Source organism: Nocardia mikamii NBRC 108933 (genome assembly GCF_001613505.1).
GTDB lineage: Bacteria > Actinomycetota > Actinomycetes > Mycobacteriales > Mycobacteriaceae > Nocardia > Nocardia mikamii.
On record NZ_BDCM01000007.1, the window covers coordinates 256,437 to 268,571 of the forward strand.

The following is a 12,135-nucleotide window of genomic DNA, read 5'->3' on the forward strand; positions in this document are numbered from 1 at the left end:
ATCACATCCGGAATACGCCGTAGGAGACAGGTTCGAGGGGCGCCTGCGCGCAGACCGACAAGGCCAGGCCGAGCACGGTTCTGGTGTCGGCGGGATCGATGACCCCGTCGTCCCACAGCCGGGCGGTGGAGTAGTACGGATTGCCCTGGCGCTCGTACTGGTCCCGGATCGGCGCCTTGAACTCCTCCTCCTGCTCCGCGCTCCAGGCATCGCCGAGCTGATCGCCGCGCACCGTGGCCAGCACCGACGCGGCCTGTTCCCCGCCCATCACCGAGATGCGGGCGTTCGGCCACATCCACAGGAAGCGTGGCGAGTAGGCGCGCCCGCACATCGAATAGTTGCCGGCGCCGTAGGAACCGCCGATCACGACCGTCAGCTTCGGCACGCGCGCGCAGGCGACCGCGGTCACCATCTTCGCGCCGTGTTTGGCGATACCGCTCGCCTCGTAGTCGCGACCGACCATGAAACCGGTGATGTTCTGCAGGAACACCAGCGGAATGACCCGCTTGTCGCACAATTCGATGAAATGCGCGCCCTTCTGGGCGGATTCGCCGAACAGCACGCCGTTGTTGGCGACGATGCCGACCGGGTGCCCGTGGATGCGCGCGAAGCCGGTGACCAGGGTGCGGCCGTACTCGGCCTTGAATTCCTGGAATTCACCGCCGTCCACGACGCGCTCGATCACCTCGTGCACGTCGTAGGGCGTACGCAGGTCCACCGGGACCACGTCGTAGAGTTCCGACTGCGGGGCGACCGCATCGACCGGCGCCGCGATCTCCCACGGACTCGGCGACTTCGGTGCGAAGGTCCCGACGATGCGGCGCACGATGCGCAGCGCGTCCTCGTCACTGTCGGCCAGATGGTCGGTGACACCCGATGTGCGCGAATGCAATTCGCCGCCGCCGAGTTCCTCCGCGGTGACCACCTCGCCGGTGGCGGCCTTCACCAGCGGCGGGCCGCCGAGGAAGATCGTGCCCTGATTGCGCACGATCACGGCCTCGTCGCTCATCGCGGGAACATACGCGCCGCCCGCGGTGCAGGATCCCAGCACCGCCGCGATCTGCGGAATTCCCTTGGCGCTCATGGTCGCCTGGTTGTAGAAGATCCGGCCGAAGTGTTCGCGGTCGGGGAAGACCTCGTCCTGATGCGGCAGATGCGCGCCGCCGGAGTCCACGAGGTAGATGCACGGCAGATGGTTCTGCAGTGCCACCTCCTGGGCGCGCAGATGCTTCTTGACCGTCATCGGGTAATAGGTGCCGCCCTTGACCGTCGCGTCGTTGGCGACGATCACGCATTCCCGGCCGGACACCCGTCCGATACCGCCGATCACCCCCGCGCCGGGGCAGTCGTCGCCGTACATTCCGTCGGCTGCCAGCGGCGAGAGTTCCAGGAACGGGCTGCCGGGATCCAGCAGCCGGTCCACCCGCTGGCGCGGCAGCAGCTTGCCGCGCGCCAGATGCCGCTCGCGGGCCCGCTCGGGTCCGCCGAGCGCACTCGCCGCCAGCTTCGCGCGCAGCTCGTCGAGCAGCGCCAGATGTGCGGCACGATTTCCGGCCTGCACGTCCTGCGTCAGGGTCATCACGCCATCCTGCCCATTCGGTTAGTGGCCAATAACTGGAAACTAAGATAATCTTCGTTAACTGAAATGTCCAGGCGTGCCGGAAACCGGACCCGCCGAACGCCCCCGACCCGCGGAGAGGAGCCCGATGAGCAGCAGTGAGGCCATCGCCCCCACACGCCGGGAGCAGCTCAAGGCGCAGCGGCGGCAACAGTTACTGGAAGCCGGGGCGCGACTCATCGCCGACCGCGGCTTCCCCGGCGTGCGGCTCGACGACCTGGGCGCGGCGGCCGGCATAAGCGGCCCGGCGGTCTACCGGCACTTCCCCAACAAGGAAGCCGTCCTGGTGGAATTGCTGGTCGGGATCAGTACCCGGCTGTTCGAGGGCGGCAAGGCGGTCGCCGAACAGGCAGAGTCCCCGCGCTCGGCACTGTCCGGGCTGATCGAATTCCACCTCGACTTCGCCCTCGGCGAGCCCGAACTCATCCGCATCCAGGACCGGGACCTGGAAAGTCTGCCGGAATCCGCGCGGCGGCAGGTGCGCCGCCTGCAGCGGCAGTACGTGGAGATCTGGGTGGGGGTGCTGCGCGGCCTGCACCCGGAACTGGACGAGACCGCCGCACGGGTCACGGCGCACGCCACCTTCGGCCTGATCAACTCGACACCGCACAGCGCCTCCCCCACCCTGGCCGGACGGGCTCGGCCGATCCTGCGGGAGATGGCCTGGGCAGCGTTGAGCCGAGGCGCCGACCGGAGGGCCGAGCCGGCCTAGTCGCGACGCAGTTCGGCCTCGGCGGTGGACAGGACCGCGCTCACCCCCAGATAGACGGCGGGGATCAGCGCCAACGTCCACGCGGCCGCGAAAAGCGGTGTGGCGACCTCGAATTGAGAATGCCAGCGCACCCGGGTGCCCGACGGATGGTCGTCGAAGGTCACGGTTCCGTCCTGGCGGCGCAGCGGCGGAAGCGATTTCAGCACTCGATAACGGAACAGTCGCGGCGGGTCGTAGTCGACGACCTCCTCGGTCAGCCGCACCAGCGGCGTCACCAGCAGCCGCACCGCCCCGACCCCGTGTTCGGAGACATTGCCCGGACGGACCGGAGTGACCCGCCGGATCGCCGGAACGCGCTGGTAGTTGGTGGCGTCGGTGATCCAGTCGAAGACGTCGGCGCGAGGTGCCCGGATGATCCGTTCCAGGTCCAGCGTGCGCATCGAGAGTCCCTTCGCTACCACGGTGTCGTATGAGTTCCCGACCGGCGGGGATGCCGGTTGGGTGCCGAGTGCCAGCGCAGCGTACGGCGCGGCGGGCGCCCGCTGCCAGAGTCGAGAGTCGAAACGATGCTATTTCGATACGAGCAAGCGATCTGGTCGCACGCCCAAGCCGGGCGGCCGCCGTGAAAAGATGAATCCGGTCGGTATTTCATTGCGACAGAATGCCTTTCATTCATTCCTTCGCACCCCGCAGCTCGCGAGTCGGCGGCGATAGGACACAATTGTCCCGATCCGGCCCGGCATCGGTCTTCGCCGACGCACCGATTCCCCGTCGGCCTCCCGGAACCGGCGGTAACACCGGGCAGCCCGAAATCACCCGGTGACTACCATGGCATTCATGAGTGCCGAGGAGTGCCGCCGCACCACAGACAGGCCGGAACCGTGAGCGCAGAGCGCGGCACCGCGAGCCCCGCAGAACAGCCGACAACAAAGCCGCAGGAGCGGGTGATTCGCCGACGCCCGAAGAATCGGCGCGCCCAGATCGCCGCGACCTCGGCGGCGGCCTTCGGCTCGCTGGGGTATCACGGCGTCAGCATGGAAGACATCGCCTCCCGCCTCGGCATTTCCTCGGCGGCCCTGTACCGGCATTATCCGAGCAAGTACGCGCTGTTCCGGGAGGAACTGCTGCGCCTCGGCGCGCTGACGGTGGAATCGACCACGGTGGATCCCGAAGCCGCCGAACTTCCGGCGCAGCAGCGGCTGGCCGGCGTGCTCGATGCCATGATCGCCGCGACCATCGCCAATCGCCCGACCGTGACGCTGGCCCGGTGGGAAGGTCGCTACCTCGACGACACCGATCGCGCCACGCTGGACGAGCAGTTCACCACCTCGATCCGCGCCCTCGCCGGCCTGCTCGGTGAACTGCGCCCGGAGCTGACCCGCCGCGATCGGCTGGTCAGGGCGGTGGCCTTGCTCAGCATCGTCAGCAGCATCGGCGACCACCATGCCACCCTCCCCGTGAAATCGCTGACCGCCGTGCTGAATTCGGCCGCGTGGGCGATCATCGGCGCCGAACTTCCGGACGCCGCGCCGTCGGCCGCCACTGCCCGGCCGGCGGAGATCCCGCAGTCGTTCAAACACGAACTGCTGCTGAAGAAGTCGGTCGAGCTGTTTCATCAGCGCGGCTATCCGAATGTGAGCGTGGAGGATATCGCCACGGCCGCGGATCTGTCCGCGGCCTCGGCCGTCTACCGGTATTACCGCAGCAAGAGCGACCTGCTCGCGGCCGCGTTCCGGCGGGCGGCGGATCGGGTGTCGGGCGCGATCGGCCCGGCCACCGCCTCGTCGAAATCCCCGGCCGAGGCACTGTCGAAACTGATCGACCTGTATGTCACCGGGTCGTTCGAAGAACGCGAATTGACCTTCGTCTATTACGCCGAGTTCAGTCACGTCCCGCCCGAGGAACGCACCGTACTGCGCAATATTCAGCGGTTGATCGTGGCGGAATGGGTGAAGTTGCTGGTCGCGGTGCGGCCGGAGTTGTCCGAGGCGCAGGCGCGCATTCTGGTGCAAGCCGGATTCGGACTCGTGGTCGATCTGGGCCGGGTCTTCGGTGACGACGAAAGCCTCTGCCCGCCGGAGCGAGTCATGGCGCTGATGGAGGTCGTGCTGTTCGGGTCGCCGCGCCGCGAGTGATCGGTCAGCTGTTCATCCGCGGCCACGGGTAGAGCGCGAGGTGGATGAGCAGGATCGCCAGCAGTCCGAGCAGCAGCGCGGCGACGAATCCCGCGCGATGGTCGAGATAGCCGATGGTGCGAAACAGGGTGGGGAACGGCACTTCCCGCTCGAAGAACATCGACAGCACGCTCGGCACGATCACCCACATCACCGCGATGGTTCCGTAGAGCACGTACGCCCCGGTGAAGGTCCCCGGATCGACCGCGCGGGCCCCACCGGCGAAAGCGACCGCCGCGGCCAGTGCCGCGCAGGCCAGTACCAGATAGCCGCCCATCCCCTCGGTGCGCACGGCGTCCGGGTCCGGGGTGAGCCGGCCGTTGGCCGTGGTCTGCCGGCCCGATACCTCGGCCGGTCGCTGCGGCGGCATCGCCAGCTGCGGTAGCGAATAGTAGGCGAGCACGACGATCACGAAGACGACCACGAGCCGCACCCACGAATGCGCGTCCTCGAGGTGGCCGATCGTCGCCGAAATCGTCGGCCAGTCGGCCAGAGCGAAGACCGCGGCCAACTCCGGGACCGCGATGACGATGCCCGCCAGCCCCCACATCAGATATCCCCAGAACTCCGCCGAGCGCCCGGCGACCGTCGGCGCGCCGGTAGTGACCTCCGTCATACTCCCGGTGTACCACCCTGCGGGCACACGGCGGCAACGACGGGGAATCAGCTGGGCCGCAACATCGGTGGGTGCAGCACCTGCGCGGGACCGGCGCGATAGAGCTTGGCGGGTCGACCGCCGTCGCGGGTCGTGGTGGCGCCGGTGGCCAGGACGAAACCCGGTGTGGTGGTGACCTTGCGGTGGAAATTGCGGGGATCGATGTCGGTGCCCCACATGACCTCGTAGACCCGGCGCAGTTCGGCCACCGTGAATTCGCGGGCACAGAAGGCCGTGGCCAGCGGCGTGTATTCCAGCTTCGCGCGGGCCCGCTCGACGCCGTCGGTGAGAATTCGGCGATGGTCGAAGGCGATGCGGCCGCGCTCGGCCAGCAGTTGCTCCACCGACCAGATGCCGGCCGCGGTGGCCTGCGAACCCGCTTGCGGCGCGGGCAGATTCGGCGCCAGCGCCAGATAGGCGGTACTGATGACCCGGCCGCGCGGATCACGGCCGGGTTCACCGTAGGTCGCCAGCTGCTCCAGATGCATGCGGTCGCCGCGAATTCCGGTTTCCTCGCGCAACTCCCGTACCGCGGCGGCGGAAAGGCTTTCCTCGGGACGGACGAAACCACCCGGCAGCGCCCATCGCCCGCGATACGGGGCGTAGAGCCGCTGGACCAGCAGCGCGCAGAGCGTGTCGTTGGCAGTGTGGCGGGCGCCCAGGGTCAGAACCACCAAATCGACCGCGACCGCTGCATTGAGGCGAAAACCACTGCCCATGACGGGCATTGTAATCGTCAGTCTGACGATAAAAACTCCGGCGGTGAATTCCTCAGCTCGCCGCGACGAAAGTGAACGGGCCGAATTCACCCACGTGGCCGAGGATCCAGTCCCAATGTGAAACCGGGTCGACCACCACGCCGGCCTGCAGCAGCAACCGCCATCCGAGCTCGTCGTGCTCCCATACGTCACCGTCGGCGTCGACATAGAGACCGCGGGTGACCGGTTCCGGTTCCGTGACGGAATTCTCGCCCGCGTCTCCGAAGGCGCCGAGCGTTCCCTCGTCCGGCCGGTCGGCGTGAATTCCGCCGCCGACCAGGGCGCGGTCGGCCAGTTGTGCGACAGCGCGGGCCATGGCCACGAATTGACCGGCCGGTACCGCGATCACCTCGTCGGTCCGCATGAACAGTTCTCCCGCCTGATCGTCGTCGTGAAAGAGGGCCACGATGTCCGGCACGGTGGGCCGGGGACGGATCCTGTTCTGACTCATGATTTCTCCTGCCCTGCGCCACCGAATTCCGTTACCGCGTTCTGTGACGTTCGAACCATTCGAAACCTCCCCATCCATCAGGTTTGTGAACGTCAGCCTCGCCCATCCCACTTCTGGTTCACTTCCGGTCGAATCGGGTGACAAGCAATTGGACCGATATCGAGAGCAATTCCGAAGTTGCGATGAAATATACGAGCCGAGCGGGGCCGTCCGACCGCGAAACCACGGTTTGCCGAAAAAGTCACAATTGCATTACAAGCCGCTCACCTCGCCACTCAGGATCGAACCACGTGTGTCGCAACCCGGAACGGCCGGATCGCGATGCACAACACGCCCACACCGGAACTACCACACGGAATGGATATAACGATTTGGCAACCATGAAGCTAACGACAGACAGCGTCGAAAATTTATAGTAGAGATTCTGATTTAAAACAGATGTCCAGCGTTTTGGCCGTCCCGTCGGCGCACGGACGGGGCGGGCCATTGGGGAAGGTGTCCGGGATGTCGCGGTGGCAGGGGGCATGGTATGGCTGATCGGCGCATCCATGTCCTCGGGCCGATGCATATCGCACTCGACGGAACTCCGATCCGCCTCGCGGGCCGGCTCACCCGAGCCCTGCTGGCACGCTTGGTGATCGCGCAGGGCCGGGCGGTGTCCACCGATCGGCTGGTCGACGAGTTGTGGGACGGGGAACCCCCGCCGAAGGCGACGTCGGTACTGCAGGTGCACGTCCACAACCTGCGGCGGGTGTTCGAACCCGAACGTCCCGCCCGCGCGCCGGCGACGGTGGTGGTATCGGAGGGTCTCGGCTACGCGCTGCGGTTGCGCGACACCGAAGTCGACGCCTGGCAGTTCGAATCGCTGCTGCACGAATATCTGCGAGTCAGTAGCGGTGCCCATGCCCCCGAGGCGGCCACCCGCACCCGCATGCTGGATATCGCGCTGGCCTGCTGGAACGGACGGGCGCTGGAGAGTTTCGCCGATTGCGGCTGGGCGGCGGCCGAGGCGGCGCGGCTGACCGATCTGTATCTGACCGCCGGTGAATTGCGCGCCCAGGCCGCGCTGGAACTCGGCCGCACCACCGAGGTGATCAGCGGCCTGCGGCGCACCGTCGAGGACCGGCCCGACCGCGAGGAAAGTGTGCGACTGCTCGCCCTCGCGCAATATCGACTGGGGCAGCAGACCGAAGCGCTGGCCACGCTGCGGCGCACAGCGGAATTCCTCACCCGGGAAATGGGGCTGGATCCGGGACAACGCATTCAGGAGCTGGAGACCGCGATCCTCAACCAGGCGGTACCGGTACTCGACTCCACCGTGCCGAGCGCGCCCGTCGCGGTACGCGCCGACCTCATGCGCGACATCACGCGCTCGCCGACCGAGCCGGGCGAGCGCGCCGCGACCACGACGGTGCCCGGCTATCCGGTGCAACGCAAGGTCGTCCTCGAAGCCGCCTGCGAGGCCGCCGAACACGGCGCCCGGGTGGTGTGGGTCTGCGGCGGCGCGGGTTTCGGCAAGTCCACCCTCACCGAGACCGTCGCCGCCGAATTGCGCCGCCGCGACTGGGTGGTCGCGACCGGACGCTGCCCGGAGGTCGACGGAGCGCCGCAGGCGTGGGTGTGGGCGGAGGTCGCCGCGCGCTTCGGCGCCGATCTGACCTCGCGGCCGGTGCTCGGTGGGGCATTCGAGATCTCCCGGGTCATCGCCGACCGTTGCCGGAAGGCCGTCGCCGAAGGCCCGGTCGCGTTGATCCTCGAGGATCTGCACCGAGCCGACGACGCCACGCTGCAGATCCTGCGCCAAGCCATGGCATGGCTGCACGATCAGCCGCTGCTGGTCATCGCCACCCTGCGCGAGACAGAGGCGCCGCCACCGGTGCGAACGGCCGTGGCCGCCCTGGCCGACCCGACCGCCGCGCATATCGAGCTCACCGGCGTCGATCTGGACGGGACCTGTGCCATCGCGCGCGCCGCCGGACTGTCCGGACTCGACACCGATCTGCTCGCGCTGCTGCACGAGCGCACCGGCGGTAATCCGCTGTTCCTGCGCGAACTCACCGCCGCGATGGCGGCGGGCGGCGACGTGCACGCGCTGCCGCCCAGCACCCGGGGTGTGATCGAACAACAACTGGCGCGGATGCCGGATCCGGCCCGCGAGGTACTCGAGTACGCGGCCGTGTGCGGCGAGCGGGTGGAACCGGCGACGCTGGTGGCGTTGACCGGACGATCCGAGCACGAGATCGTCGAACTCGTCGGCACCGCCGAGGTGGCGCGGTTGGTGATCATCGATCCGGCGGGGCGAATCATGTTCGCGCACCAGCTTATTCGCGACACCGTCTACGCGGGGATCGCGCAACTGCGGCGGACCCGGATGCATCAGGGTGTGCTGGCACTGCTGGGCGGGTGCCGCCCCGACGACACCCGGGCCGTCGAGGTGCTCGCTCATCACGCCGTACGAGCGGCCACGGCGAGTACCGCCGATTCCGCGGTCGACTACATCACGACGGCGGCGCGGCACTGTGTCGAACGCGGTATGCGCGCGGACGCGGCGCCGCTGTGGCGCACGGTGATCGAATTGCGGCGGCTGGCCGGGCACGAGGAGGGCGATGCCCCGCCCGCCGATCGGATCGCCTGTGTGGACGCCTACTGCGAACTGGTCACCGCCTCCGCCTACGCCGGACGGATCGTCGCGGCACGCGACGCGCGGGAACAGGCGCTGCGATTGGCCACCGACCTGGGCGACGGGGAATTGGTGGTGCGCGCGCTGACCAGTTGGCGGGCCCCGGTGGTCTGGGCGATGCGGGACTGGAGATGGTCGAATCCGCGGCTGCGGCGGGCACTCGCGGTGGCCTCCGCACGCGACCAGCCGGTGGCGACCCAGGCGCGTCTGCTGATCACGGCGGTCTTCGAAGCCGGCCCCGCCGCGCACCGGCTCGCCCACACCCGCGCCCATGCCGCGCTGAAATTGGCGCGCGGCACCGGCGACGCCGAATTGCAGTGCATGGCCTTGAACGCGCTGACCCATCTCGTATTGGACGGACATTCCGGCGACGGCCTGGGGTACTGGACCACCGAGCTCGAGCGCATCGCTACCGCCGCCGAGCTGCCGCAATATCGTGCCCTCGCACACTATTTGCACTTCCGCACCGCCTGCCGGAACGTCGACCTGATCGAGGCCGGACGGCAGGCGACACTGGCCCTCGAGTTCGCGGCGACCGCGCAGGTGCGCCCCCTGACGACGATCTTCGGTTACTTCCGCGCGGCCACCGAAATCCTGCGTGGCGATATCACCCGGGCGGCGCACTACTTCGACGAAAGTATCTCGGCGGCAAAAGATTCCGGCTTCCCGCACGGCGACGAGGCCGCTCTGATCGCGCTGCTTCCGCTCGGCTGGGCTCGCCGCGACCTCTCCCGCGCCGCGGACGCCCTCGCCGATATCGAAGCCGCCCTGCCCGGGATGCTCACCCAGATCTACATCGTCGCGCTCCTCGACGCCGGCCAACGCGCCGAAGCCGCCGCCCTGTTCCACCACGGCCCCGAGGTCGACGAACACTTCTACCCCGTCCTGATGCGAGCCCACCGCGCCCGCGCCGCCATCGCCCTCGGCTCCACCGCCGACTGCGCCGAACTGTATCGCCGGCTCCTTCCCGCCGCCGGCACCGTCGCCGGCCTCGAAACCGGCTTCACCCCACTGGATCCGGTGGACGAGATCCTCGCCGACCTGGCGGCGGCCTGCGGCGACGGCGTCACCGCGGCCAAGCACCGCGCCGCAGCCACCCGGCTCCGCGAGCGAATTCGCAAGCAGCTCAAATCAACTCAGCTGATGAACACCGACACCATCGGTCCGGCCGCAAGGGACTTCACGGCGCCGTTCTGATCCCGCGGCCAACTCAGCACTCGGCGAGTGTAAAGCGCGGGCGCAGAGCCGATCTCGGATCAACCGACGTCACCCCGTCGCCCGCTTCTCCTCGCCGCCGGCACCTCGGACTCCGGATTCGGCATCCCGCGTCCGTTTGCCGCGAGCGATTTCGGTGGCGAGGGCATCGAGAGGGTTCGCCAGGTGGTGCAGGGGGTCGAGCAGGGCGGTGAGCCAGGTTCGGGCGATCTCCACACCGTCGGGGTCGAGGCGGTAGTACCGGCGGGTGCCTTCGGCGCGGACGGTGACCAAACCGGTGTCGCGCAATATTTTCAGGTGTTGCGAGACCGCAGGCTGGGAGATCGGGGTAGTGGCGCGGATCGATTCGACCAGGGCGCCGGCGGAGTGTTCGCCGGCGGCCAGGAGTTCGAGGATGTGACGGCGAACGGGGTCGCCCAGTGCATCGAAGATGCGGGCGGGTGGAGCGGTCATCGAGGTTCCGGGGTGTCCTCTGGTTCGGTGGTGTAGAAGGCGAAGGTCTGTTCGGCGGCGGTGCGGGCCGCGGTGGGGTCGTCGCCGTCGGCTATCGCGGCCTCACCCCACGCCGTGGCGGCGGTGCGGATGAATGTACGGCCCTCCGGCGTGGTGTGCAGCGTGAGCGCCACGGTCGGATCCACCGGCTCGCCGCTGTCCAGATGCATCCCCAGGCCGAGGAGGGCGAGGTCCCAGCCGACACCGACCGCACCGGGACCGAATTGCGTCCACATGGCCGGATCGATCGGCGCCTCGTGCTCGAGCTTCAGTTCGGTACCGTCGCCGACCGGGCCGAGAGTGACCTCCAACCAGGAGATCTGCGGGCCCATCTCCCACGTGACGGCGAAGTGTTTCGGCGCGTCACAGCGTTCGACCACGCCGTTGGCGTTGCCCTCGAGCTGGTATCGGCCGCCGACCTCCAGTGAGCCGCTGATCGGCAGGAACCAGCGCGGAATGCGCTCGGGATTGGTCAGCGCGTCCCACAGATCGGCCTGATCGGTGGGATAGCTGCGCCGGGCGACGGCGATTCTGGTGGTCGCCCCGTCGCGGGAGCCGGTGCGGACCTCGCGGGTGACCAGGCCGGCGAGGGCGGCGGGGTCGGACAGCAAGGGCATGACATACCTCCTTTATAAGTGTGAACTTATATTAGCAGGCATCCACCGCCCATGCGAGGAGGACGTGAACGCCGCGACGTGCCGGGTGCAGGGGGTTCGGAGGGCACGCCGCGGCGCGACGCATTCAGTTGGCTTGCAGACGCATGGCCTCGATCAGTGATTTCGGGCGCATATCGGTCCAGTGCGATTCGACATAGTCGAGGCAGAGCTGACGCAGACAAGGGCCGTGAGCGATCGTCCATCCGCTCGGCACGGCCGCGAACACCGGCCACAACGAGTGCTCGCCTTCATCGTTGGTCAGGACGTAGAACTCGGCGTCGTCATCGTCGAATGGGTTGCTCATTCGAATACCTTTCGTGCGGAACTGTTTCCGGTGCGGTGGCGCCGCCACCGCACCGGGGGTGGTGCGGGCCCGCGGTGTTCGAGCCCGCACCGCGATCAAGCGCCCGGTGTCACCGACACCGCCGATCCGGTGGAGAGCAGGTTCGCGAGGGCGGTGAAGATGCTGCCGAGGCCGGAGCTTCCGGTATCCATCAGTCGAAAATCCTTTGCTGGTGCGGGTTTACTTCGGGGTGTAGGCGATGCTGGAACCGGAGCTGAGGAAGCTCAGCACCTGAGTGATGATCGCGGCGTAGTCGACAGTGCCGTCCATACTTTCTTCCTTCTTCCTTTCACGGTCGCGAACCTCGGACGCCGGACCGGCGCCCGAGGGCCGCACGGAACCTGATCGGCTCCGGGCTGGTGAGGCGACAAGCGAGGCGGG

The 12,135-nt window shown here is 68.0% G+C and carries 11 protein-coding genes; 3 read left to right on the forward strand and 8 right to left on the reverse strand.

The window, feature by feature from the left end:
• Position 1 precedes the first annotated feature (1 nt).
• Positions 2 to 1,579, reverse strand: coding sequence for a carboxyl transferase domain-containing protein (locus tag NMI01S_RS10200; protein ID WP_062995928.1), 1,578 nt, complete (start codon positions 1,577 to 1,579; stop codon positions 2 to 4).
• Positions 1,580 to 1,706: 127 nt separating this feature from the next.
• Between NMI01S_RS10200 and NMI01S_RS10205 the strand changes: the two genes are divergently transcribed.
• The gene (locus NMI01S_RS10205) at positions 1,707 to 2,330 is read left to right on the forward strand and encodes an SACE_7040 family transcriptional regulator (protein WP_062995930.1); all 624 of its coding nucleotides are present in this window, start codon (positions 1,707 to 1,709) and stop codon (positions 2,328 to 2,330) included.
• Here NMI01S_RS10205 and NMI01S_RS10210 read toward each other — a convergent pair.
• The gene (locus tag NMI01S_RS10210) at positions 2,327 to 2,770 is read right to left on the reverse strand and encodes an SRPBCC family protein (protein ID WP_062995933.1); all 444 of its coding nucleotides are present in this window, start codon (positions 2,768 to 2,770) and stop codon (positions 2,327 to 2,329) included. The genes NMI01S_RS10205 and NMI01S_RS10210 overlap by 4 nt on opposite strands.
• A 504-nt stretch (positions 2,771 to 3,274) precedes the next feature.
• Between NMI01S_RS10210 and NMI01S_RS10215 the strand changes: the two genes are divergently transcribed.
• Entirely contained in the window at positions 3,275 to 4,465 is a 1,191-nt protein-coding gene (locus NMI01S_RS10215; protein ID WP_063920699.1) for a TetR/AcrR family transcriptional regulator, read from the forward strand.
• 4 nt (positions 4,466 to 4,469) lie between these two features.
• Here NMI01S_RS10215 and NMI01S_RS10220 read toward each other — a convergent pair whose 3' ends face one another.
• The 3 genes from NMI01S_RS10220 to NMI01S_RS10230 are packed head-to-tail and all read right to left on the reverse strand — an operon-like array spanning position 4,470 to position 6,368.
• On the reverse strand, positions 4,470 to 5,120 hold the full coding sequence (locus NMI01S_RS10220; protein ID WP_062995935.1) for a hypothetical protein: 651 nt from the start codon (positions 5,118 to 5,120) through the stop codon (positions 4,470 to 4,472).
• Between the two features lie 47 nt (positions 5,121 to 5,167).
• On the reverse strand, positions 5,168 to 5,878 hold the full coding sequence (locus tag NMI01S_RS10225; protein WP_036505725.1) for an NUDIX hydrolase: 711 nt from the start codon (positions 5,876 to 5,878) through the stop codon (positions 5,168 to 5,170).
• A gap of 52 nt (positions 5,879 to 5,930) precedes the next feature.
• The gene (locus NMI01S_RS10230) at positions 5,931 to 6,368 is read right to left on the reverse strand and encodes a hypothetical protein (RefSeq protein ID WP_036505726.1); all 438 of its coding nucleotides are present in this window, start codon (positions 6,366 to 6,368) and stop codon (positions 5,931 to 5,933) included.
• Positions 6,369 to 6,897: 529 nt separating this feature from the next.
• Here NMI01S_RS10230 and NMI01S_RS10235 point away from each other — a divergent pair.
• Positions 6,898 to 10,245: an ATP-binding protein gene (locus NMI01S_RS10235; protein ID WP_084512841.1), complete on the forward strand. Its 3,348-nt coding sequence runs from the start codon at positions 6,898 to 6,900 to the stop codon at positions 10,243 to 10,245.
• Positions 10,246 to 10,314: 69 nt separating this feature from the next.
• Here NMI01S_RS10235 and NMI01S_RS10240 read toward each other — a convergent pair whose 3' ends face one another.
• From NMI01S_RS10240 to NMI01S_RS10250, 3 genes are all read right to left on the reverse strand, one after another.
• Positions 10,315 to 10,716 (reverse strand): ArsR/SmtB family transcription factor, encoded by a 402-nt coding sequence (locus tag NMI01S_RS10240; protein ID WP_062995939.1) that lies wholly within the window; start codon positions 10,714 to 10,716, stop codon positions 10,315 to 10,317.
• Positions 10,713 to 11,372 carry an SRPBCC family protein gene (locus NMI01S_RS10245; RefSeq protein WP_062995941.1) on the reverse strand — a complete coding sequence of 220 codons (660 nt, stop codon included), beginning with the start codon at positions 11,370 to 11,372 and terminating at the stop codon, positions 10,713 to 10,715. Before NMI01S_RS10245 ends, NMI01S_RS10240 begins: the two co-directional genes overlap by 4 nt.
• A 124-nt stretch (positions 11,373 to 11,496) precedes the next feature.
• Complete coding sequence (locus tag NMI01S_RS10250; protein ID WP_030517136.1) at positions 11,497 to 11,715, reverse strand: MbtH family protein; 219 nt, start codon at positions 11,713 to 11,715, stop codon at positions 11,497 to 11,499.
• Positions 11,716 to 12,135: the final 420 nt, after the last annotated feature.